This window comes from Nesterenkonia sandarakina, from assembly GCF_014138825.1.
In the GTDB taxonomy this organism is placed as follows: domain Bacteria; phylum Actinomycetota; class Actinomycetes; order Actinomycetales; family Micrococcaceae; genus Nesterenkonia; species Nesterenkonia sandarakina.
Map to the genome: position 1 here is coordinate 2159418 of NZ_JACJIH010000001.1, position 22345 is coordinate 2181762.

21 protein-coding genes are annotated in these 22345 nt (G+C 67.0%); 14 read left to right on the forward strand and 7 right to left on the reverse strand.

The features are described 5' to 3' along the window. The first annotated feature begins 1 nt into the window (after position 1). From HNR24_RS14090 to HNR24_RS09795, 7 genes are all read left to right on the forward strand, one after another. Positions 2-1909 carry a BofC C-terminal domain-containing protein gene (locus HNR24_RS14090; RefSeq protein WP_182495675.1) on the forward strand — a complete coding sequence of 636 codons (1908 nt, stop codon included), beginning with the start codon at positions 2-4 and terminating at the stop codon, positions 1907-1909. Further along, positions 1906-3411 carry an FtsW/RodA/SpoVE family cell cycle protein gene (locus HNR24_RS09770; protein ID WP_232301704.1) on the forward strand — a complete coding sequence of 502 codons (1506 nt, stop codon included), beginning with the start codon at positions 1906-1908 and terminating at the stop codon, positions 3409-3411. The genes HNR24_RS14090 and HNR24_RS09770 overlap by 4 nt, the downstream gene beginning before the upstream one ends. Beyond that, positions 3408-4853 carry a penicillin-binding transpeptidase domain-containing protein gene (locus HNR24_RS09775; RefSeq protein WP_182495676.1) on the forward strand — a complete coding sequence of 482 codons (1446 nt, stop codon included), beginning with the start codon at positions 3408-3410 and terminating at the stop codon, positions 4851-4853. Before HNR24_RS09770 ends, HNR24_RS09775 begins: the two co-directional genes overlap by 4 nt. Beyond that, positions 4850-6721 carry a protein kinase domain-containing protein gene (locus HNR24_RS09780; RefSeq protein WP_182495677.1) on the forward strand — a complete coding sequence of 624 codons (1872 nt, stop codon included), beginning with the start codon at positions 4850-4852 and terminating at the stop codon, positions 6719-6721. Before HNR24_RS09775 ends, HNR24_RS09780 begins: the two co-directional genes overlap by 4 nt. Then, complete coding sequence (locus tag HNR24_RS09785) at positions 6718-8997, forward strand: protein kinase domain-containing protein (RefSeq protein WP_182495678.1); 2280 nt, start codon at positions 6718-6720, stop codon at positions 8995-8997. The genes HNR24_RS09780 and HNR24_RS09785 overlap by 4 nt, the downstream gene beginning before the upstream one ends. A 184-nt stretch (positions 8998-9181) precedes the next feature. Next, complete coding sequence (locus tag HNR24_RS09790; protein ID WP_182495679.1) at positions 9182-10495, forward strand: Mur ligase family protein; 1314 nt, start codon at positions 9182-9184, stop codon at positions 10493-10495. Next, positions 10495-11244 carry a type 1 glutamine amidotransferase gene (locus HNR24_RS09795; RefSeq protein WP_182495680.1) on the forward strand — a complete coding sequence of 250 codons (750 nt, stop codon included), beginning with the start codon at positions 10495-10497 and terminating at the stop codon, positions 11242-11244. The genes HNR24_RS09790 and HNR24_RS09795 overlap by 1 nt, the downstream gene beginning before the upstream one ends. A gap of 76 nt (positions 11245-11320) precedes the next feature. Here the strand turns inward: HNR24_RS09795 and HNR24_RS09800 are convergent, their stop codons facing one another. After that, positions 11321-11617 carry a cell division protein CrgA gene (locus HNR24_RS09800; protein ID WP_310735425.1) on the reverse strand — a complete coding sequence of 99 codons (297 nt, stop codon included), beginning with the start codon at positions 11615-11617 and terminating at the stop codon, positions 11321-11323. Positions 11618-11764: 147 nt separating this feature from the next. On the opposite strand from HNR24_RS09800, the gene HNR24_RS09805 reads away from it, so the two are divergent. The 3 genes from HNR24_RS09805 to HNR24_RS09815 are packed head-to-tail and all read left to right on the forward strand — an operon-like array spanning position 11765 to position 13366. Next, entirely contained in the window at positions 11765-12526 is a 762-nt protein-coding gene (locus tag HNR24_RS09805) for a class E sortase (protein WP_182495682.1), read from the forward strand. A 2-nt stretch (positions 12527-12528) separates the two neighbouring features. Further along, positions 12529-12732 carry a hypothetical protein gene (locus HNR24_RS09810; RefSeq protein WP_182495683.1) on the forward strand — a complete coding sequence of 68 codons (204 nt, stop codon included), beginning with the start codon at positions 12529-12531 and terminating at the stop codon, positions 12730-12732. After that, positions 12725-13366: an aminodeoxychorismate/anthranilate synthase component II gene (locus tag HNR24_RS09815; RefSeq protein ID WP_058887913.1), complete on the forward strand. Its 642-nt coding sequence runs from the start codon at positions 12725-12727 to the stop codon at positions 13364-13366. The genes HNR24_RS09810 and HNR24_RS09815 overlap by 8 nt, the downstream gene beginning before the upstream one ends. Positions 13367-13497: 131 nt before the next feature. Here the strand turns inward: HNR24_RS09815 and HNR24_RS09820 are convergent, their stop codons facing one another. Continuing rightward, positions 13498-14439, reverse strand: a complete 942-nt coding sequence (locus HNR24_RS09820; protein ID WP_058887912.1) for a hypothetical protein — start codon at positions 14437-14439, stop codon at positions 13498-13500. Positions 14440-14576: 137 nt separating this feature from the next. Here HNR24_RS09820 and HNR24_RS09825 point away from each other — a divergent pair, with 137 nt between their 5' ends. Then, a complete protein-coding gene (locus HNR24_RS09825) occupies positions 14577-15110 on the forward strand; it encodes a peptidylprolyl isomerase (RefSeq protein WP_058887911.1) in 534 nt (177 codons plus the stop codon). A gap of 201 nt (positions 15111-15311) precedes the next feature. After that, entirely contained in the window at positions 15312-16019 is a 708-nt protein-coding gene (locus HNR24_RS09830; RefSeq protein WP_232301702.1) for a rhomboid family intramembrane serine protease, read from the forward strand. A 251-nt stretch (positions 16020-16270) separates the two neighbouring features. On the opposite strand, the gene HNR24_RS09835 is transcribed toward HNR24_RS09830, so the two are convergent. Continuing rightward, the gene (locus HNR24_RS09835; RefSeq protein WP_058887910.1) at positions 16271-17350 is read right to left on the reverse strand and encodes a CNNM domain-containing protein; all 1080 of its coding nucleotides are present in this window, start codon (positions 17348-17350) and stop codon (positions 16271-16273) included. Beyond that, positions 17347-18708 carry a hemolysin family protein gene (locus HNR24_RS09840; protein WP_058888157.1) on the reverse strand — a complete coding sequence of 454 codons (1362 nt, stop codon included), beginning with the start codon at positions 18706-18708 and terminating at the stop codon, positions 17347-17349. Before HNR24_RS09840 ends, HNR24_RS09835 begins: the two co-directional genes overlap by 4 nt. A 500-nt stretch (positions 18709-19208) precedes the next feature. Between HNR24_RS09840 and HNR24_RS09845 the strand changes: the two genes are divergently transcribed. Beyond that, entirely contained in the window at positions 19209-19517 is a 309-nt protein-coding gene (locus HNR24_RS09845) for a helix-turn-helix domain-containing protein (protein ID WP_135446956.1), read from the forward strand. Positions 19518-19528: 11 nt separating this feature from the next. On the opposite strand, the gene HNR24_RS09850 is transcribed toward HNR24_RS09845, so the two are convergent. The 3 genes from HNR24_RS09850 to HNR24_RS09860 all read right to left on the reverse strand — a co-directional run bounded on the left by HNR24_RS09850 (position 19529) and on the right by HNR24_RS09860 (position 21061). After that, the gene (locus HNR24_RS09850) at positions 19529-19921 is read right to left on the reverse strand and encodes a hypothetical protein (protein ID WP_135446954.1); all 393 of its coding nucleotides are present in this window, start codon (positions 19919-19921) and stop codon (positions 19529-19531) included. A gap of 195 nt (positions 19922-20116) precedes the next feature. Next, positions 20117-20689, reverse strand: a complete 573-nt coding sequence (locus tag HNR24_RS09855; protein ID WP_135446952.1) for an ImmA/IrrE family metallo-endopeptidase — start codon at positions 20687-20689, stop codon at positions 20117-20119. Positions 20690-20692: 3 nt separating this feature from the next. Further along, positions 20693-21061, reverse strand: coding sequence for a transcriptional regulator (locus HNR24_RS09860; RefSeq protein WP_135446951.1), 369 nt, complete (start codon positions 21059-21061; stop codon positions 20693-20695). A 313-nt stretch (positions 21062-21374) separates the two neighbouring features. Between HNR24_RS09860 and HNR24_RS09865 the strand changes: the two genes are divergently transcribed. Continuing rightward, a complete protein-coding gene (locus tag HNR24_RS09865) occupies positions 21375-22334 on the forward strand; it encodes an SMODS domain-containing nucleotidyltransferase (RefSeq protein ID WP_200489059.1) in 960 nt (319 codons plus the stop codon). The last annotated feature ends 11 nt before the right edge of the window (positions 22335-22345 follow it).

Below are 22345 nucleotides of genomic sequence, written 5' to 3' on the forward strand. Positions count from 1 at the left end.
CGTGGCTCTGGTATTCCGCTTCGCCGCGCGCTCCGACACCGGTGCCGTGCGCTCGAAGAACGACGACTCCGGCTACGCGGGGCGCTACTTCGCCGTGGTGGCAGACGGCATGGGCGGCCACGCCGGGGGCGACGTCGCCTCGGCCTCGACGGTGCTGGACCTCGCACACCTGGACACCCGCGGCTTCGCGGACCCCGAGACGGTGCTGCCCGATGAGATCCAGACCGCGAACTCCTTCTTGAACAAGCTGGTCAAAGCCAACCCGAAGCTCGCCGGGATGGGCACCACGATCACCTCGCTGCTGATCACCCAGGACCGGCTGCAGTTCGCCCACATCGGAGACTCCCGGGCCTACCGGCTCAAGCGGGGACGCTTCCGGCAGGTGTCCAAGGACCACACCTTCGTCCAGCGTCTGGTCGACGAGGGGCGGCTGGACCCGGATCAGGCCGAGTACCACCCGCATAAGAACGTGCTGATGCGGGTGCTCGGAGACGTCGACGCCTCCCCCGAACTCGACATCACCTCCTTCCCGCTGGAAGCCGGCGAGCGCTGGCTGCTCTGCTCCGACGGTCTCAACGCCGTGGTCTCGGAACGACTGATCGAGCAGAAGCTGCGCTCCACCCAGAGCCTGGAATCGATCGTCGATGACCTGGTCGAGCTGACCCTCGGCGGCGGTGCCCCGGACAACGTCACCGTGGTCTGCCTGGAGGTCATGGAGGCCGACGAGGCCGCGCTGGCTCCCAGCGACGAGCTGCCGCTGAGCGAGGCCGCCGTGGCGGCGGCCTCCTCCGACTACGGCGGCACCGACGCGACCATGGAGCTGGACATGGTCCCGGTGGTCAACTCCGAGGCGTTCTCCGCCCACGACGACGAGGACACCCTCTCCCCGCTCTCCGCCGCCATGGTGCGCAAGAAGCTCGGAGCGCGCCCGCACCTGCTCGTCGGTGCCGCCAACAAGGCCGCCGAGACCGGGACGATCCCTGTGGTCGCCCGCAATGTGGACGAACACCCGATGGCCGCCCTGCTCACCGGCCAGCCGCTGCGCCCGGTGCGCCACACCTACTCCGAGCTGTTGGAGGAGCACCCGCAGGAGAAAGACCCCACCGGATCCGCGGCGCCGAACCCTGAGGCCGGCAACCCTGAGGCCGGCAACCCTGAGACCGGCACCTCGGAGCCAGGCGCGGAGACCCCCGGGACCGCGAGCCCCGCAGGCACAGCCGGGCTCGCATCCGGCGTCGCTGCCGGCGCCGAGGCATCCGATCCGCAGGCCGGCCCGGACGGCTCCGGGCCAGTTGCGACGCAGAACCCAGCGCAGGACGGGCCGCACCGCGCCGGCGCCGGACTGGCCGAGGCGCCCGAGAGCATCGAGGAGGAGCTGGTCCTGGACCAGGAGGAGCTGGAGGCGCTGGAGACGACCCGGCGCCGCAGCTCCTGGTTCCTGCCCACCTTCGTGGCCCTGCTGGTCGTGCTGGTCGCCGTGGTCACCTTCCTGGGCTACGTCTGGACCCAGACCCAGTACTACGTGGGCGAGGACGAGGGCGAGGTCGCCATCTACAGCGGGGTCTCGCAGTCCCTGGGTCCGATCCGGCTCTCCGAGGTCGACGAGCACGCCGACATCGCCCTGGAAGACCTCACCCAGTACCACCAGCAGCGCCTCCAGCGCGGAATCGCCGCCGACGACCGGGACCACGCGGAGCACATCGTCTCCCAGCTGCGTGCCATGGCGGTGGCCAACGCCGATCGGGACGAACCCAGTCCTGCCGATGAACCCGCCGAGGATGAGCCCTCCGAGGAATCCACCGGGTCGGCACCGCAGGAGGAGTCCACCGAGGAGTCCCCGGAGGACCCCTCGGGCGAGGACCAGTCAGCCGAGGACCCAGCAGCACAGAACCAGGGAGGTGAGCAGTGAACGCAGCAGCACAGCAGGCGTACAAGCCCCGCCGCAACCTGGAGCTTCTCCTGCTCCTGATCGCACTGACCGTCGCGATCGGCTCCCAGATGCTGGTGGCCTTCGCCCTGGACGAGCCGATCACCACGGACTATTACATCGAAGGTGCCGTCTTCGCCGGACTGGTCCTGGCCTTCCACGTCGTGCTGCGGCTGCGCGCCAAATACGCGGACCCGTTCATCCTTCCCATCGTGGTGACCCTGAACGGGCTCGGCATCGCCATGATCCATCGGCTCGACTTCACCCCGTCCTTCTCCGGGGTCGCAGACCGGCAGCTGCTGTGGACCGGCGTCTCGATCGTGGCCGCAATGGTGCTGATGTGGCTGCTGAAGGATCATCGGCGGCTGCGGCAGCTGACCTACATCTCTCTCGCGGCAAGCGTGGTGCTGCTGTTCCTGCCGATCGTGCCCGGATTGGGCCAGGAGCTCAACGGGGCCAGGATCTGGGTGAACCTCGGACCGCTCTCCTTCCAGCCCAGCGAGATCGCCAAGATCACGCTGGCCGTGTTCTTCGCCGGATTCCTCGCCAACAACCGGGATCTGATCCTGCTGGCCGGGCGCAAGTTCGGACCGGTGACCTTCCCCCGGCTGCGCGACCTGGCCCCGATGTTCATCGCCTGGGTCATCGCGATCGGGGTGCTGGTGGTGCAGAACGACCTCGGCAACGCGCTGATGTTCTTCGGGCTCTTCGTCGCCGTGATCTATGTGGCCACCTCACGCTTCTCCTGGATCGCGATCGGCGCGGTGTTCATGCTCATCGGCGCCGGGCTGGCGTATCAGTTCGTCAGCCATTTCCGGGACCGGGTGGACATCTGGCTCAACGCCTTCGACCAGGACATCTATGAGCGCACCTTCGGCGGCTCCTACCAGGTGGTCCAGGGCCTCTTCGGAATGGCTCACGGCGGACTGGTCGGCACCGGCCTGGGCTCGGGAAACCCGAACATGATCTCTCTGGCGAACTCGGACATGATCATCGCCGCCTTCGGCGAGGAGCTCGGCTTCATCGGGCTCTCCGCGATGCTGCTGCTCTACCTGCTGCTGTTCAGCCGCTACATGCGCGCCGGACTGGGCACCCGCGACACCTTCGGGAAGCTGCTTGCCGTGGGCCTCGCCGTGGTGCTGGTGCTGCAGGTCTTCGTCGTCGTCGGCGGCATCACCCGGGTGATCCCGATGACCGGTCTGGCCACGCCGTTCCTCGCCGCGGGCGGGTCTGCGCTATTGGCCAACTGGCTGATCGTGGCCCTGGTGCTGCTGATCTCGCACTCCGCGCGACAGCCGGTGATCGTGGGCCCGATGGTCAACGCGACCGGGGAATCCTCCTCCGGGACCGAGTCCAGACTGCAGCACTCCGGCGGACCGGGCGCTCGGGAGAGCGCGGTGCACCGGCACAGCGCAGGTAGGCACCACGATGAGGAGCCCACCCGCCTGAACCACGCACCAGCCGACCAGGGAGGGACGAAGTGAACAACGCGATTCGTCACACCTGGGTCGTCGCCGTCGGCCTGTTCATCACGCTCTTCGTCGCGCTCTCCATCATCCAGGTGGGCGTGACCGATGAGCTCAACGCCAACCCCAACAACGTGCGTCAGGTCTACGAGGACCGCGGCGCACCTCGCGGGGCGATCACCGTGGACGGCAGCGCGATCGCGGAGTCTGTGCCCTCGGACAACGCCAGCTTCGACTACCAGCGCGTCTACCACGAACCCGATCTGTACTCCGGGATCACCGGCACCTACTCCATCGCCGCCAATCCCACCGGGCTGGAGGGCACGCTGAACGAATACCTCTCCGGACACTCGGACAGCCAGTTCTTCGACCGGATCGCCTCGGTGTTCACCGGGGACACCATGGACGGCGGGCAGGTGGAGCTCACCCTCGACGGCGAGCTGCAGCAGCTCGCCTACGACCAGATCCCCGACGGCACCCGGGGCAGCATCATCGTCACCGAGGTCGCCACCGGTGACATCAAGGCGATGGCGTCGAAGCCCAGCTATGACAACAACCGGCTCGCCGTGCAGGACTCCGCGCAGCTGGTGCAGAACCAGGAGGAGCTCGAGGCCGACCCGGACCTGCGCTACACCTCCCGGGCGATCTCCTCCACGATGGCTCCCGGTTCCACCTTCAAGCTGGTCGACCTAGTCGCGATGCTGGAGTCCGGGGACTACGAGCCGGACACCGTCGTGGAGAACCCCAACTCGATCACCCTTCCGGAATCGAGCACCGAGCTGCGGAACTTCGACCGCGGCATCTGCGCCCAGCGCCCGCAGGCCGAGCTGTCCTGGATCGTGGCGCAGTCCTGCAACACGCCCTTCGCCGAGGCCGCCATGGAGCTCGGGGAGGACCCCATCCGGGAGGCCGCCGAGAACTTCGGATTCAACTCCGATGACCTGGGCATCCCGCTGCGCGTGGACACCTCGAACTTCCCGCGGGACCTCTCCGATGCGGCCCTGGCCCAGTCCTCCATCGGACAGTTCGACGTCACCTCCACCCCGCTGCAGATGAACATGGTCGCCGCCGCCATCGCCAACGGCGGCACATTGATGAAGCCCAATCTGGTCGACGCGATCCGCGGCTCTGACCTGCAGCTGCTCGAAGCCTCCGAGCCGGAGACGCTCTCCGAGGTGACCTCGGAGGAGGTCGCTGATGAGATCACCGAGATGATGGTGCAGGTCGTGGAGTCCGGCACCGGCACCCGTGCCCAGACCGGAAGCTTCCAGGTCGCGGCGAAGACCGGCACCGCCGACGTCGGCGAGACCGGAGAGGTGAACTCCTGGATCACCGGCTTCGCCCCCGCCGAGGACCCGCAGTATGCAGTCACCGTCGCCTATGAGCGGATCGACTACGACACCGGCTCGTCATTGACCGGACCCCAGATGCTGACCATGCTCGAGGCGGCGATCGAATGAGGCCGGTGGTCGGGATTCTGATGGGTGAGCGCTACCAGCTCACCGAACGCATCGCCATCGGCGGCATGGGCGAGGTCTGGAAGGCCTCCGACCAGGTGCTGGGACGCACCGTGGCGATCAAGATCCTCAAAGAGGAATACACTGGGGACGAGGCGTTCCTGCGTCGGTTCCGCGCCGAGGCGCGGCACACCGCGCTGCTGAACCACCCCGGCATCGCGGACATCTATGACTACGGCGAGCAGTCCGGCTCGGGCTACCTGGTCATGGAGCTCGTCCCGGGGCGCCCGCTCTCGGTGCTGCTGGAGACGGACAAGACGCTGTCCTGGGAGAAGACGCTCTCGATCATCGCTCAGACCGGCCGTGCCCTGCAGGTCGCCCACGACCAAGGGCTGGTCCACCGCGACGTCAAACCCGGGAACCTGCTGATCACGCCCACCCGTCGGGTGAAGATCACCGACTTCGGGATCGCTCGGCTCGCCGACCAGGTGCCGCTGACCGCCACCGGGCAGGTGATGGGCACGGTGCAGTACCTCTCCCCGGAGCAGGCCACCGGGCAGCACGCCACCGGCTCCTCGGACATCTACGCGCTGGGCATCATCGGCTACGAAGCCCTCGCCGGGCACCGTCCCTTCACCGGTGAGTCCCAGATCGCGATCGCGCTCAAGCAGGTCAACGAACCGCCGCCAGCGCTGCCGGAGACCGTCCCGGAGCCGGTGCGGGCACTGATCATGTCGATGCTGGAGAAGGACCCCGGCAAGCGACCGCTCACCGCGACCAAGCTCGCCGAGGCCGCCGATGCGCTGCTGCGCCACGACACCGAGTCGGCGCTGAAGGCGGTGCCGGCCATGGCCTCGCATCTGGACGGTGCGCGGGACGAGGATGACCCGACCACGGCCATACCGCGCACCGACACCACACCCACCGCCGTCGTCGCGCCGCCGAGCGGCCGCGCCCCCTCGGCCCGCACCCCGGAACAGCCTGCCGAGGCTCCGGAGCACACCGCGCAGTATGCCGCTGCCGCCCCGTCGGGGGCAGGGGCGCGCTCCGGGGCGCCCACCGATGCCGGAGAGGCCGAGAAGGGGAAGGATCAGCGCCGCCTCCACGGGGGCCGTCGGTGGTACTGGCCGCTGATCGCGCTGCTGGTCCTGGTGCTGCTGGCCCTGCTGGGCTCCTGGTTCTTCCCGCAGTTCGGCGGGGGCGGCGAGGACGACGAGCCCACCCCGACCCCGACCGTCACCGAGACCCTGACTCCGGGAACCGAGATGGTCGAGATCCTCGAGAGCGCCTTCCTCGGACTTTCCCTGCAGGAGGCCAGCGCCGCGCTGCAGGAGGCCGGGCTGCAGGTCCAGGCCGAACCCGTGGCCTCGGGTCAGCCCGAGGGAGTGGTCACCGGGGTCGCTCCGCTGGGCAGCGTACCGGTGGGGTCCACGGTGACCCTCTTCTACTCCGCCGGGTCCGGCGACACCGCTCCCGAGGATCAGGACCAGGCGCCGGGGAATCAGACGGATCAGGATCAGCAGGATCAGGGCCAGCCGGACCAGACTGAGAGCAGCCCCGAGCAGGGCAACCCCGGAGGTCAGGACGACGCGGAACCGGATCAGGGGACCTCGGGCTCCCCGACGCCGACCCCCTCTCCCTCACAGGACCCGCAGGACACCCAGGATCAGCCCGAAGCGACCGAGGCCGATCCCACCGGGGGTTCGAACCCCGAGGCGGAGTCGGCACCGCGTGATGAACAAGGCGCTGGCGCCCCGAGCAGCGAGGAACAGCTCGGTGCCGAATCCGGCCCGGAGAGCACCCAGGATCCGAACCGGGCTGGATTCTCGGCGGAGGATGGTCCAGGATCGGAGACAGGAACCGAGATATGACCGAGACTGCTGAGCGCGTCCTGAACAGCCGCTACCGAATCACATCGCTGATCGGACGCGGTGGGATGGCCGACGTCTACCTCGGCCACGACCTCACCCTGGATCGCAAGGTCGCGGTGAAGATGCTGCGTCCGGATCTGGCCCGCGACCCCCAGTTCCAGGGTCGCTTTCGCCGCGAGGGTCAGTCCTCCGCCTCCTTGAACCACCCGAACATCGTCGCGGTCTACGACTCCGGCCGAGCGGAGGTCGAGGACCAGTCCCATCACGAGGTCAAGACCCCCTTCATCGTGATGGAGTACGTGGACGGGGTCACCCTGCGCCACATCCTGCACGGGACCCCGCGCATCACCGACACCGCCGACGTCGACGACGAGGCGACCCGGATCGCGGCGACTCCCGACGCGGCCACCGAGTCCGAGGATGACGTGCTCGCCCTGGGCGACACCGGCAGGGTCCAGGATGCCGAGGAGCACCTGCCTGCCGCCCAGGTGGGCGCACAGCTGCGAACCAAGATCGATCAGGCGCTGCACACCCCGCTCTCGGAGCGCGAGACCGCCGGGTATATGCACGGCATCCTCGGCGCCCTGGGATACAGCCACGAGAAGGGCATCGTGCACCGCGATATCAAGCCCTCCAACGTGATGGTCTCCCAGACCGGAGCGATCAAGGTGATGGACTTCGGCATCGCCAGGGCCCTGGCGGACTCCGCCTCCACCATGACCCAGACCTCTGCCGTGGTGGGCACCGCGCAGTACCTCTCCCCGGAACAGGCCCGCGGCGAGGTGGTGGACCACCGCTCAGACCTCTACTCGGCCGGCTGTGTGCTCTTCGAGCTGCTCACCAACCGACCACCCTTCCAGGGCGAGTCCCCCGTCTCCGTGGCCTACCAGCACGTCCGCGAAGAGCCGCCCCAGGTCAGCGAGTTCAACCACCAGGTCAGCCCGGCGATGGAGTCCGTGGTGGGCAAGGCCCTCACGAAGGACCCGGCGCTGCGGTTCCAGACCGCCGAGGAGTTCAACCAGGCGATCCAGAAGGCACTGATCGGGATCGGGGTGGATGACGAGGACCACCCCACCGCCGCGATGACCGCAGTCGGCGGCCGCCAGGAGTTCAACCAGGTCCTGGCCGCAGGTGCCGCCCCGCTGGCCCCTCAACTCTCGGCGCGGACTCCCGAGGACCCGGACCTCTATCAGAGCTATGACCAGCCGCAGGAGCGACCACGTCGTCGTCGCGGAGGTCTGATCCTGATCTGGACGCTGCTCATCCTCGCCCTGGTCGGCGCGGGCACCTGGGCTCTGATGAGCACGCTCAACAGCTCTGAGGTCTCGATCCCAGATGTCACCGGGATGGATGAGGACCAGGCGCGCGAGGAGCTCACCGCAGCGAACCTGAACCCGAGCGTGGAGACCGAAGCCCACCCCGAGATCGAGGCGGACCTGGCGATCCGCACCGACCCCGAGGCCGAGACCACGGTGGAGCCGGACACCGCCGTGGTGCTCTACATCTCCACCGGGCCTGAGAGTGTGCGCGTGCCCGACGGGCTGCAGGGCTCCTCCGAGGACGAGGTCCGCGAGGCCCTCGAGGAGGTGGGCCTGGAGGTGGGAGAGATCAGTCGGGAGAACCACCCCAGCATCGAGACCGACATGCTGATCAGCACCGACCCGGAATCAGGCACCAGCGTGGAGCCCGGATCCGAGGTGGACCTGGTGCTCTCCACCGGACTGGTGGAGATGCCCGGGGTCTTCAACCGCAGTCTCACCGAGGCGCAGTCGATCCTGGAGAACCTGGGGCTGAGCGTGGCCACCGTCGAAGACGAGCGCACCGACTATCCCGCCGGCACCGTCGTGGGTCAGCGGGTGGGCGGGTCCTCCGTGGTCGCCGGTGACACCATCCCGCAGGGCTCCACCGTGACCCTGGTCGTGGCGGTGGCCCCGGAACAGGCTCCTGAACCTGAACCGGAGGAGGACGAGGCGACCGATCCGGAAGGCGAGGACGCTCAGGAGAATGAGGAGTCCCCCAGCCCGGAGCCGGAGGAGTCGCCCAGCCCGGAGCCCGAGGAGTCGCCCAGCGAGAGCGCCGAGGAGAGCGGAGATCCCGAGGGCGGCTCCGGGGAGGAGGAGGCTGACGCGGAGCAGGAGAACTCCGAGGCCCCCGAAGAGTCGCCCCAGGAACAGGAGTCCCCGGAGGCCAACGGCGGGGCGAACAACGGCGGGCAGAGTCCCAGCGGGGCAGGCAGCCCGGGAGCATCCCCGGGGCGCTCCGCCGGCAACCCCTGAAGCGGCGGAGATAGCGGAGACGACAGCGGCACCGGCAATCGCAACGGCGGCACCGGCAGCTGAGCCCCGGTGCCCCGAACAAGAACTGCACGACGGGGATCTGCACAACAGAGAACTGCACCACGGAGAACCGGGCGGCCCTGGCTGCGCGGCACCCCAGGAATGAGATGAAATAATCGACCCCATGTCCAGACTCCCCACCTCACCGCGCCGCCTCGGCGGCACCCTGAGCTCTTTGGGCTCGGTGCTCATCGGCCGAGCTGCCCGCACCGTGACGAAGCTGCGCGGGGGCGGCGGATCGGCCTTCCCCGGACTGGTCGTGGAGAAGCTGGACCCGCATTTCCTGGCCCGCACGCTGCACCGGCTTCCCCGCGGCGTCATCGTCGTGTCCGGGACCAACGGGAAGACCACCACCACCAAGATGGTCGTGGAGCTGTTGCAGGGCCAGGGCCTGAAGGTCTTCACCAACCGCAGCGGCTCCAACTTCACCCGCGGCGTCGTGGCCTCCATCCTCGAAGAGGTGCGGCTCACCGGAAAGCTCGACGCCGATATCGCGGTGCTCGAGCTCGATGAGGCCCACGCGGTGCACTTCGTCAAAGCCGTGCGCCCGAACCACAGCCTGCTGCTCAACGTGATGCGCGATCAGCTGGATCGCTTCGGAGAGATCGACACCACTGCCGGGATGCTGCGCACCATCGCCGCGCACACGGTCGAGGCCGTGGTGCTCAACCGCGAGGACCCGCGCGTCCGGGCGATCGCCGGAACCCTGGACACCCAGCGGGTGGACTACTTCGGTCTCAGCGAATCCCTGCGCAGCCACTTCCCCAGCGATGACGACTTCCACTCCTCACCGGCGGGCGCGGCGGATCATCCGCATGCCGATGTGGTCCTGGAGGAGCTCACCGAAGGCGGTGGCCGCTTCACCATCGACGGCGAGGCGGTGACCACCTCGCTGACCGTCAACGGCGCCTACAACACCTTCAACGCGGCGGCCGCGCTGGCGGTGGTGCGCCAGGCCCTGGGTGAGGCCGTGAACCCTCAGGCCCTGATCGATTCGCTCTCCAAGGTGTCTCCAGCCTTCGGCCGCGGCGAGAGCCTCACCGTGCAGGGCCGCCCGCTGGACCTGGTGCTGGTGAAGAACCCCTCCGGCTTCCGGCTGGGCCTGAGCTCCTTCGCGGCCGAGGGCGTCGCCACGATGATCGCGATCAACGACAACTACGCCGACGGCCGGGACATGAGCTGGCTCTGGGACGTGGAGTTCGCCTCGCTCGCCGAGCAGGGCGTGCGGATGGTCTCCGGGGTCCGCGCCTATGACATGGCGCTGCGGCTGAAATACGACGACGTCGACTTCGACGCGGTGGAGCCCGACCTCTCGCTCGCGCTCAACCGCTTCCTGGATGAGAATCCCGACAAGCCCGCCAGGATCTTCTGCACCTACACCGCGATGCTCGCGCTGCGGAAGCGGCTGAGCGCCTATACCGAAGTGGAGGCCTTCTGATGGCTGCATCCAAGCCCGTCCATGTCCTCCAGCTCTATCCCCGGGACATGAACATCTACGGGGACTTCGGCAATGCGCTGGTGCTGCAGCGGCGTCTGCAGTGGCGCGGCTATGAGCCGATCCTGCACAGCTATGACCCTGAGGACGAGTTCCCGGAGCAGGTCGACGTGGTCATCGGCGGCGGCGGCCAGGACAGCGGCCAGGACAAGATCCAGCAGGACCTGCTGCGCATCGGAGACAAGCTGCACCGCCTGACTGAGGGTGGCACGCCGATGCTGATGATCTGCGGGCTCTATCAGCTCTTCGGCCATTCCTTCCGCACCCGCGAGGGCCGGGAGATCAAGGGTGTGGGCATCCTGGACCTGCACACCGAGGGCACCGACACTCGTCTGATCGGCAATGTGGTGGCCGAGTCTGCGGAGTTCGGCGAGATCCTGGGCTACGAGAACCATTCCGGACAGACCTACCTCGGCCCGGGGGTCCAGCCGCTGGCGCGGGTGACCAAGGGCGAGGGCAACAACGCGAAGGACTCCTACGAGGGCGCGCGCTTCAAGAACATCGTGGGCAGCTATCTGCATGGTTCGCTGCTGCCGAAGAACCCTGCGATCGCTGACTTTTTGATCGCCAAGGCCGTGGAGAACCGCTACCAGGAGCAGATCCAGCCGCAGATCGAGCCTGCCGGGACGGGTCAGCCGGTGGAGGAGCTCACCCGCGCCGCGAGGGCCACAGCCACGAGACGGCCACGCTAGGCGCGCGCCGTCTCCTGCGGGGCATCCGCATCTCAGACGCCGTCATCTGCGGGGCATCGACACGTCCAGCACATCGTCACTTCCAGCGCATCGTCATGAAGAATCCGACCATGGTGATGCCGAAGCCGATGATGATGTTCCAGCCCCCGGCGGCCTGCACCGGGGCGGAACCCTGGGTGATGTACCAGACGATCATCCAGAGCAGTCCCAGGATCATCAGACCGATCATCGTGGCCCGGTACCAGAGCGGCAGCGACTCGTCCTCGAGGTCGAGGTCTCTGACGTCCTTGGGATCGGCGTCGTTCAGCGGAGACTTCTTCGCCTCGGTCTTGCCACGCGTCCTGCGGTTCTTGCGCTGCTTGGACTCAGCCACGTCGGTTCGATCCCCTCTGGATCCGGCACGGATCTCGGTTCGGTATCCTGGTCTCGCGGCCGGGCACCCTGGTGGTGCTGGCCGCGGTCTGCGCGTCATTCTACCGTTTCACCGTGATGGACGCCCCACCCAGCCTTCGGAGGATTCATGTCGGGACACCGCGGCGCTCGCCCCGGCGCCCGGATCCTCGGGGTCACCGGCGAGCTGCTGATCACCCTGGGCGTGCTCGGTCTGCTCTTCGTGGTGTGGGAGGTGTGGTGGACCGGACTTGATGCGAACCGGGAGGCTCAGGCCATCGAGGAGGAGTTCCACGCCCGCCTCGAGCAGCAGGACACAGACTCCACGCCGCAGCAGGCCGCACAGGTGCAGCAGGAGTGTCAGCAGCTTGGCGACGGAGAGGCGGCGGCGTGCCCGGAGAATATGGCCGCCGTGGAATCCGGTGCCATGGCCGTGGTCTACGCCCCCGCCATCTCAGCGGACTGGTCCGCCCCCGTGCGCTCCGGAGTGGATGACCAGACGCTGAACACCGGGGGTCTGGGGCATTATCCGGACACCCAGCTTCCCGGGGAGCCGGGGAACTTCGCCGTGGCGGGACACCGGCTTACCTACGGTGATGTTCTGCGCGATCAGGATCGGCTCACCGCAGGGGATGAGATCTACGTCGAGTCCCCCGACGGCTACTACACCTATGAGGTCTACGAGACCCACGTGGTGCTGCCCCATCAGTCCGAGGTGATCCTGCCGGTGCCCGGGGAGCCGCAGGCGCAGGCTGACCGTTCGCTGCTCACACTGACCACCTGCCATCCGCTCTTCTCCAACCGGGAACGGCTGATCACCCACGCCGAGCTCGTGGACTTCGCCCCGCTGAGCGCGCCGGCACCAGCTGCGATCTCCCAGGGAGGATCCTGAGCATGTACGCCTGGCTCTTCCGCTCCCTGCCGGGGCCTCTGCTGGTGCAGATCCTGCTGGCCCTGGCCATCCTCGCCGGTATCGTGTTCCTCCTGATGCAGTACGTCTTCCCCTGGCTGAGCCAGTACAGCCCGCTCAATGACTCCACGCTTGAATCGATGACCGCCCCGGCGCAAGGCCGGGCCGAAGGGACCCCACATGAGTGAGAACCCCGCCCGCATCCTCGTCGTGGACAACTACGACAGCTTCGTCTACACCCTTGTCGGGTATCTGCGCGAGCTCGGCGCCGAGGCCACCGTGATCCGCAACGACGACCTCTCGGTCGAAGATGCCAAGAAGCTCGCCGCGGAGCACGACGGCGTGCTCATCTCCCCCGGCCCCGGGACTCCGGGCGAGGCAGGCGTCTCAGTGGAGCTGATCCGCTGGTGCGCGGAGGCCCAGGAGCCGATGCTCGGGGTCTGTCTGGGGCATCAAGGCCTGGGCGAAGCCTTCGGTGCCACGGTCACCCACGCCGAGCAGCTGATGCACGGCAAGACCTCTCCGGTGACCCACACCGGACACGCCTCCTTCGCAGGGCTTCCAGAGACCTTCGTGGCGACCCGCTATCACTCTCTGACCGTGGCGCCCGAGACCATCCCTGCCGTGCTGGAGGTCACGGCTCGCACCGAGGACGGGGTCATCATGGGCCTTGCGCACCGCACAGCGCCGCTGTGGGGCATGCAGTACCACCCGGAGTCTGTGCTCACCGAGGGTGGCTACCGGATGCTGGGCAACTGGCTGGAGAGCATGGGCCAGACCGGTGCGGCCGAGAAGGCCGCGCAGCTCAACCCGATCCGCTGAGCACCGGCGGCGCAGCCGATCTGAGCTCACTCTGCGGCTGGTCCACCACAGGAGCCCGAACGTAGAAAGCGGACCTGGCATGATCGCCAGGTCCGCTTCCTATCTTGCTACGTTCTCCGCACGACGTCGGCTCAGGTGGCCGGCTTCGGGGAGGGGACGTTGTTGCCCTTGGCCTCGTCAGCGTTCTGCGCATTGACGTTGGTCACGCCCGAGGGTCCCGCCTTGGACTCCGGCGCGCCGGAGCTCTTCGGGGCGTCAGGAGCTGACTTCGGCGCAGCAGCAGGAGTGCCTGCCACCTTGCTCGGTGCCGCCGAACCGCCCGGTGCCGCCGGCTTGGGAGCCGATGCGGCGGGCGTGGTGGACGAGGTCACCGGCTTGGGAGCCGCTGTGGAGGAAGTCGCTGGCCGGGTCACCGGAGCGGGCTTCTTCCACGGATCCTCCACCGGCTGGCTGGCGCGCCATGCGGCCACTCCTGCCGTGACAGCCGCGGCCACCAGTCCGAAGACCAGCAGACCCTTCTTGCGGCTGTTCGAGCGCTGCTGCTTCTTCAGCGTCTTGGCAGCGCCCTTGGCGTAGTTCTCGGAGCTCTTGCGCAGCTTCTTGACGATCTTCTTGTCACCGGTGGCCTTGATCAGCGCCTTCTCCACACGGGGATCCAGCTCAGCGCGGTGGATCAGCTTCGCGGTCTTGTCTGCGTAGCCGCCGAGCTTTGCGGAGGTGGCGGGAACATACTCCGAGGTGAACTGCGTCTTGGCAGTGTCGTACTTGGCGATGACCTTGGCCACCTCGGCCTTGGCCTGCGGGGGAAGCTTCTCATACTGGGACGAGATGCCGCCGCCGGCGACCGAGGAGTACTCCTTGATCTTCTTCCCCGCCACCGAAGCGCCGTCGTTGACAGCGCTCAGAGCGCGGCCCGAGGCGTCGTGCACCTTCGGGGCACCCTTGCGGTAGGTGCCTTCGGCCCAATCTGCTGCCGCACCCAGTTTTGGTGCGGTCCAATCACGTGCGGTCTCCACCCCTGCGAGCACCAGGTGCTCCCAGCTGTGGTTCCGCTTCTTCTTCTTGCCGAACATGCATGTCCTCCGAATCCGGATCGGTTGCTGGCTTCAGCTTACGTGGTCTCTTCCTGGCCTGCTACGGCCCAGCCGATCCCTTCATCATGCACCGAGACTGAGAACACGCAACCACCAGGAGTGAGACAATGAGGCTCATGACTGCTATCGCAACACATCAGGCAACTATCCGTACCTCCCAGGGAGAGATCCGCGTCGAGCTCTTCGGCAACCATGCGCCGAAGACTGTGGAGAACTTCGTCGGTCTCGCCACCGGCGAGCGTGACTGGACCCACCCGGAGTCCGGCGAGAAGATGGTGGACACCCCGCTCTACAGCGGCACCGTCTTCCACCGGATCATCTCTGACTTCATGATCCAGGGCGGGGACCCGCTGGGTCTCGGCGTCGGCGGCCCGGGCTACAAGTTCGGTGATGAGATCCACCCGGAGCTGGACTTCACCTCCCCGTACAAGCTGGCCATGGCCAATGCCGGCCCGGGCACCAACGGATCCCAGTTCTTCATCACCTCGGTCGCCACCAACTGGCTCCAGGGCAAGCACACCATCTTCGGAGAGGTCACCGACGAAGCCTCGCAGAAGGTCGTCGACGCCCTGAACACGGTTCCCACCGATAACCGGGACCGCCCGAAGGACGATGTCGTCATCGAGAAGATCGACATCGAGAAGCTCTGAGGATCTAGAACGATCAACGCTACATTCTGTTCGCAGCACCCGGACAGGCCGGCCAGTGTGCAGTGTCAGCGCTGTGACCGCCCGGCCTGTCCTGAGTGCCTGCGTCAGGCCCCGGTCGGGTTCCAGTGCGTAGACTGCCTGGCGCGCGCCCGGGACGAGTGGCAGGCCCGTCGGCCACCGGCGCGTTCCCAGTTCGGCGCCGTGGTGCGACCCGGGAAGCGCCCGATCATCACCTTCAGCCTCATCGGGCTGTGCGTGGTGCTCTTCGGCCTGCAGCTGCTCAGCGGCACCATCACCGGCGCCAACCCCGATCCGGTGACCGCGGCGCTCTGGTATGCCCCGCTGCAGACCTCCCCGTGGGTCTTCGAGCCCTGGCGGATGCTCAGCTCCGCGCTGGTGCATTCTCCCAGCAACGCCATGCACCTGCTCTTCAACATGTTCGCCCTGTGGTTCATCGGGCGCGCCATCGAACCGGCCCTGGGGGCGCTGCGCTACCTCGCCCTGCTGCTGCTCTCCGCGCTCGGCGGCTCCGTGGCCGTGCTCTTCCTGACCCCCGCCATGACCCCCACCCTCGGCGCCTCCGGTGCGGTGTTCGGGCTCTTCGGCGCGCTGTTCATCCTGATGCGCGCCACAGGATCGCAGACCGGCGGAATTCTCACCCTGATCGGGATCAATGTGGTGATCAGCTTCGTGATCCCCGGCATCTCCTGGCAGGGTCACTTCGGCGGGCTCGTGGTCGGCGCGCTCTGCGCCCTGGTGTTCGCCAAGTCCGCTCCCGCGGCCTCCGGCGACCGACGCAGAGACTCTGCGCGGCAGGCCCGCCGTCAGGGTCTCGGGCTGCTGGGCATCACGGGGCTCCTGCTGCTTCTCACCATTGTGGGCATGCAGCTGGTCACTCCCGCCGGCTGAGTCTCGGCCGGGTTCTCCCCAGGTTGTGCAGGACTCCTCCACAGTTTTATGCACAATCTGCAGAATCCTGTGGATATCGTTCTGACAAGGGGAAACACACGCGTGTAACTTATGCACACTGTGGATAAACCCTGTGGATAACGCATCCCAGAGGGTTCTCCACAGAAACCACGATGCCGGACCCACAGGCTGTGGATCCTGCATCGTATGGCAAGGCCCGTGGAAGACGGGCCCGTGAGGCGGCGGCCCGCCTAGCGGGGTGCCGCCGCACTCTGTGTGCGGGCCTGGGCCGTGGCCTCAGATTCGCTCCACTGCTCCTCCATGGTGGGCCACATCCGCTTCAGGATGTCGTTCCAGGTGATCGCCCCGGCCAGCACCCCGTTGGAATAGACCACGGCGAGCTGTTCACCGGCCTCCCGCATGGTCTGGAACGCCTCGTAGACCGAGGCGCCGGTGGAGACGACCAGGGCCGGGCGCGCCAGCTCGCTGACCGGGTATTCCGGCTCCACGGTCAGGGTATCCCGGACATGGACCACCAGCGGACTGGTCCCCGACTCAGGCAGGACCAGGATCCGCAGGTGCCCGGTGCGCTGGGCGGCAGCCTGCACGTCGGCGGCCGTGGCGGAGAACGGCACCGTGGTGGTCTCCTGACGGGTGCGCGCTGCGATGACGTCGTCCACGGTCAGGGTCTCCAGATCGATCACGCGGGAGATCTGTGAGGCCGAGGCCTGGTCCAGCGTGCCGGTCTGGGTGGAATGCGCCACCAGATGTCGGATCGTGTCGGAGTCATAGCCTCCCGCGGCAGCACTGTCCACGGGTGTGACACCGGTGGCCGAGACCAGCCGGTTGGCAATGCCGTTGATCCAGAGCAGCAAGGGTCGGAAGCCCCAGAGGACCACCTGGGCGGGCAGCGCGATGAGCTTCGCCGCGCGTTCTGGATGCGCGATCGCCCAGGACTTCGGGGCCATCTCGCCGACGACCAGGTGCAGGAAGGTCATCAGGAACAGCGCCAGGGCGAAGGCCAGCACATCGGCGGCCCAGAGCGGCATGTTCCAGGACTCGAAGATCGGAGTCAGTGCGTAGTCCACCGCCGGCTTGCTCACCGCACCGAGTGCGAAGGTGCACGCGGTGATGCCCAGCTGGGCTCCTGCGAGCATCACGGTGAGCTCATTGAGCCCGCGCAGCGCGGCCCGGGCGGAGCGGCTGTGCTCCGCCTCCTCCTCCAGACGGTGACGGCGAGCGGCGAGCAGCGCGAACTCCAGGATCACGAAGAACGCCGAGACCGCGATGATGCCGATGGTGGCGATGGTCGGGATCAGCCAGTCGCTCATCGTTCCTCCTCGAAGTGTTCGGTCAGGCGCAGATGCACCGACTCGGGAACGTGGCGGTCCACGCTGATCACCGTGACATCCACCCAACGCGTCGGGGGCGAGGATTCTCCATAGTCAGCAGGATCGGCCGGCAGATCGATGCGCACCTGCTGACCCTCGGTCAGCAGAGCGCCCTCCTGGGACATCAGCAGCCCGGAGAGCGTCTCATAGTCGCCCTCTGGGAAGTCCTGGCCGATCACCCGCTCCACCTCGTCCAGGTGCAGGTCGCCGTCGACCCGCCAGTGGTTCTCACCGACATTCTCGATACCGGCAGGGGCCTCGTCGTCGTGCTCATCGGTGATCTCGCCGAGGATCTCCTCGGCGAGGTCCTCCATGGTGACCACGCCGGTGAAGCCGCCGTACTCGTCGATGACGCAGGCCAGCTTGGCATTGGCGTCGCGCAGGGTGCGCACCGCCTCGGGAAGCGGCATCAGCGTCGGCACGATCACCGGGGCGCGCATGATCTCGGTCGCCGCGGCCGCGTCGGTGAACTTGGTGCCCAGCAGGTCCACGAGATGGACGACGCCGATCGGCTCGTCCTGCGTGTCCACCACGGGATACCGGGTGTGCTCCTCGGCCATCAGGGCGCGGATCTCTCCCAGCGTGGTGTCTGGGTGGATCAGCCCGGTGCGCGAGCGCGGGATCATGGCGTGCTCGACGTCGTGGTCCGGGAAGTCCAGGATCCGATCCAGGGTCAGGTACATCTCCTCGGCGAGGTCGCCGCTCTCATGGGAGCTGGTCACGATGTGCTCGAGGTCCTTCGCCGTGGCGCTGGACTCGACGTCGTGCACCGGTTCGATCCGCAGCAGCTTCAGCAGCGCGTTCGCCGAGACGTCGAAGATCCAGATCAACCAGCCGAAGGCCGCCAGGTAGAGCTTGGTCGAGCGGGCGAGGCCCAGCGAGAGCGGGGTGGGGTTGGCGATCGCGTAGTTCTTGGGGAACAGCTCGCCGAAGATCATCTGCACGATGGTCGAGACGGCCAGCGCGGTGATGGTGCCGATGGTGATCCCCAGTGCGGCGGGGATCCCGATCCCGCCGAGCATGGCGCCGAGACTCTCACCGACCAGCGGCTCGGCCACATAGCCGACGAGCAGACCGGTCACGGTGATGCCCAGCTGAGCTCCGGAGAGCATGAACGAGGTGCGCCCGGTGACGTCCAGGGCGCGCTTCGCGGATTTGTCACCCTCAGCGGCCAGGGCTCGCAGCTTATTGCGGTCCACGGACATGTAGGCGAACTCTTGGGCGACGAAATAGCCGTTGCCTGCGATGATGACCAGGATTGCCAGGATGCCCAGCAGAAGGAGCAGGATTTCGATCACCGGGTCACCTGCCTCGTGCACCGAAGGCGATCAGGGGTTCCTGCGTTCGCAGCACTCGCGGGACGATATCGTCGGCGGCGAAGTGCTGCGCGTTCTAAGTCGTACACCTGTGTCAGGCACCTCTTCAGACTCTAGAGTGATCCATTAGATCGAGACTATAGCTCAAGTTCGCGCAGAAGGAAGTCCGCGCCCGAGGCTGGCCCGCCGTGACGTCACAGAAGGGATGCCCTCGCAGCGGCGCCGCGGACTCTTGAGCCCCGGCTCGGTGGAGCGTCCACAGCACGAAAAAGCTCCCCGCACATCAGATGCGGAGAGCTTTCTCGGTTCTCTAGCCTCGGGTGGACCTCCGTAGCAGCTTCTCAAACCCCCGGAAGCCGCTCGGATCGCTGATTTCCCGCGTTCTACGGGGTTCGCGGGCTCGTCGGCCGCGCACTCGGGGTGCTCAGATCGCCGATGAGCGCGGTCCGGTGCGTGAGAATTCGCGTCAGTCTCAAACCCGTTTGAGCGTCTCCAATCGAGCCGAGCTGATCGCCGGGTACGCCGATGGTGTGCCCGTGCGGGAGCTGGCGACGCGGTTCAACGTGCACCGCGGCACCGTGCGGGAGATAGCCCGGCAGGCGGGCCTGGCAGCGCGCCGACCGGAGTTGCCGGACGCGACCCGACAGGACGCCGCCCAGCTCTATGCGGGTGGGCTGACGCTCGCTCAGGTCGCCGCACGACTCGCAGTCAGCACCGAGGCCGTGCGCTCGGCGGTGATCGCAAGCGGTGGAACGATCCGTGCTGGCGGTCGTCGCCGGGTCGGTGCCTGAGTTCTCACACTTCACCGGACACCTATCGCGTCCACCGCGGCGCGCTCTTCGGCATCGTCTGCTTCGGAACGCAAGCTGGCGCGCTCACGACGGGCGGTGACGGTCTCGCGGACATGGGCGCGGATCAGGAGCACAGCGCTGACCGGCCCGATCCAGAGCATCTTGAGCATGTTCCAGATCGCCCACAGCACTACAAGGTGGAGCCATCCGGGGCCACCCTGCTCGACAAGTTCGACGCAGACGTTCGCGATCAGCAGGTACGGGATCGCGAGCAGCATCGCGGGGATACCCCACTTCAAGCCGCGTCGGCGGGTGCGGATCGCATCCAGCAGGATGTTGGTGGGCATATAGCGCCGCAGGAAGTAGCGGGTGTGGACGCTGACGGTCCAGATCAGACGGATCATGGTCTTGTTCCTCTCCATCGCACAGTGCATCTGGTGAGGCAGTGCGTTGGAGAGTGACCCGGGGGTCTGCCGCGAGCGGCGCGCTACAGAGGAGAAATCCACCTCAACGCCGAGTATACGCCCGGGCCGGACAGGACGGAAGGGACCGGCGAACTCGCGCCGAGCGCGGGTCGATCGCCGGTAGCGGGATCGCGGTTAGCGGTAGGAGCTGGCTGTGTTGGCCCACTTGGCGCGAGCGCGTTCCATGACCTTGCGGGCGCCGCTGTGGTTCATCCTCCAGCGGGCGACTGCGAGGCTGACGTCGTAGGCATCTGCTGCCTCCTCGTCGGTGGCGTTCGCTCGGGCGAGCCGGAATGCTCCGTCGTTGGGGATCAGCATCTCCCCTGAGAGCCAGTCGGCTTCGGCTTCTTGGTCGCCGCCGAGCCCGCACTTCCTCTCGTCGGAAAGAGAGACGCCGAACTTGTGCTCCAGGACGACGTGGGCGAGTTCGTGGCACATGGTGGTGCGACGACGGGTCAGTGGCTGAGCGTCGTTCTCCAGGATGACCACGCCGCTCCCGTTCGGGATCAGCGCCCCGGACAGTGCGCTTCCGTCCGCTCGCAGGAAGTGGTCACGCGCGCCACCATCGAGGTCGCTGAGTTGGACGACGGGGATGCCGTACTCAGAAGCGAAGGTGTAGGGGTCGAAAGGCGCGTGGGCGTCGAGACCGATCTCGGCTCGTAGCTCCAGTGCGAGGCTCTTCGCCTCGGTCTTGAATCCTCGACGCACGAGTCATCCCTGTGCCCGTGCACGTTCGATGGTCGCGCCGATGACCTGTTGCAGGTACTTGACGTCGGTCTCGCTGAGGTCCTTCCGGGCGCGCAGGAGCGGCGCGAGCTGCGCCATGAGGTCGGGTTCACGGTCGTCGTTGGCGTCACGTTCTCCCTCGTGCTCGAAGAAGTCCTCGGCCGGGAGTCGGAGCCAGGCGATGATCGTGGCGAAACCGTCGGTGTCCGGCTTGAGGCCGTTGCCGAGCCGAGACAGCAACGAGGGGCTCACGCCGATCTCGCCGGCGAGTGCCCGCCAGGAGATTTGCCGCTCCTGACGCGCGGCGTCGAGGGCGGAGTGGAGCGCGGCCGTGTTGATCGTGGTCTTGGCCATGCACCCAGTGTGTCACATCTGCGACACCTCGTCGCCTCCGAAACGGAGTGTGTTAGAATTGAAACGTAGCATCGAGTGTGGAACGCAAAGGAGGTGAGGAGCATGGCAGGCAAGCGAGGGCGTAGCGCGGTCACCGGGCGGTTCGTGAAGCAGTCCACGGTGAAGCGTCACCCGAAGACCACGACCAACGAGAGCAACGGCAGGCGAGGCAAGAAGAAGTAGGCAGCGAGCCTGCCCTGCCCCGCGCAGCAATGTCGGTGGCAGTAACTACGGTGATCGAACAGACGGACCAATCAGGAGAACGATTATGAGTGTGACTGACGCCTTCAAGACCTTTCAGGACGTCGTGAATGCCGACATCACACACGTCCGCGAAGCACGCACTCGCCGCGATCTCTTCAAGGGCGCCTTCGGCACCGAGGACGATGTGAAGGAAGTCATTGCGTCCGGATCGCTCGCGCGAGGGACACACAAGGACCCGATCCATGACGTCGATGTGATCGTCGTCTTTGATCAGGATGAGCATCCTGAGTGGGGCTCGCCGGGAAGCTCCGCCGCGGACGCTCTCGATCACACCCGCGAGCGCGTCAACACGCTGCTCGGGGCAACGAACGGCACATACGACCAGGCGGTCCGCCTGGCCCGGTGGCGCAACCATGCCGTCAAGTGCTTCCTGGATGACCCTGATGATCCTCACGCGTTCACGGTCGACGCCATGCCCGCGCTTCGCCGCGATGGGCGACTCCTCATTCCTGAAGCACTCTCAGAAGATTGGGTCGCTTGCGACCCCGAGTTCCTAATCGCCGAGGTCGCGGATCGACACGCGCAGTGGAACAAGTTCGCCGGCACTGTTCGGATGCTCAAGTGGTGGGCCGCCGAGCAAGACACCAAGATCAAGTCTCTCGTCATGGAGGTCCTCGCACTCGACTTCCTGCCTACGGACGTCAACCAGGCGGCTGCGATCAAGCAGTTCTTCGTAAGCGCCTGCTACCACATCGAGGGCGGGAACGACGTCGCCGATCCCGCTGGACTCTGCGGACCGATTCAGCCTGACATCGACTACGACGCGTTCGCCGACGCCCTGCGGTCCGCGCGAGACAACGCCATCAAGGCGTTCCAGGCACAGGCGAACAATGACGCTGCGGCTGCGATCAATCACTGGGGTGAGGTCTTTGGGGACGACTTCCCGAAGCCTCCTGCCTCCACTGGCAATCCGGCGCCCGCGGTCGTGCCCGCGGCGCCCCGTCCGGTGAAGGACACTCCGCAGGGATGACTCGCGCAAAA

Bases quoted from the DNA above. Each gene is read 5' to 3' on its own strand.
- HNR24_RS09780 (WP_182495677.1), top strand. From the start codon at position 4,850: ATGAGGCCGGTGGTCGGGATTCTGATGGGTGAGCGCTACCAGCTCACC.
- HNR24_RS09785 (WP_182495678.1), top strand. From the start codon at position 6,718: ATGACCGAGACTGCTGAGCGCGTCCTGAACAGCCGCTACCGAATCACA.
- HNR24_RS09790 (WP_182495679.1), top strand. From the start codon at position 9,182: ATGTCCAGACTCCCCACCTCACCGCGCCGCCTCGGCGGCACCCTGAGC.
- HNR24_RS09795 (WP_182495680.1), top strand. From the start codon at position 10,495: ATGGCTGCATCCAAGCCCGTCCATGTCCTCCAGCTCTATCCCCGGGAC.
- HNR24_RS09805 (WP_182495682.1), top strand. From the start codon at position 11,765: ATGTCGGGACACCGCGGCGCTCGCCCCGGCGCCCGGATCCTCGGGGTC.
- HNR24_RS09810 (WP_182495683.1), top strand. From the start codon at position 12,529: ATGTACGCCTGGCTCTTCCGCTCCCTGCCGGGGCCTCTGCTGGTGCAG.
- HNR24_RS09815 (WP_058887913.1), top strand. From the start codon at position 12,725: ATGAGTGAGAACCCCGCCCGCATCCTCGTCGTGGACAACTACGACAGC.
- HNR24_RS09820 (WP_058887912.1), bottom strand. From the start codon at position 14,439: ATGTTCGGCAAGAAGAAGAAGCGGAACCACAGCTGGGAGCACCTGGTG.
- HNR24_RS09825 (WP_058887911.1), top strand. From the start codon at position 14,577: ATGACTGCTATCGCAACACATCAGGCAACTATCCGTACCTCCCAGGGA.
- HNR24_RS09835 (WP_058887910.1), bottom strand. From the start codon at position 17,350: ATGAGCGACTGGCTGATCCCGACCATCGCCACCATCGGCATCATCGCG.
- HNR24_RS09850 (WP_135446954.1), bottom strand. From the start codon at position 19,921: ATGATCCGTCTGATCTGGACCGTCAGCGTCCACACCCGCTACTTCCTG.
- HNR24_RS09860 (WP_135446951.1), bottom strand. From the start codon at position 21,061: ATGGCCAAGACCACGATCAACACGGCCGCGCTCCACTCCGCCCTCGAC.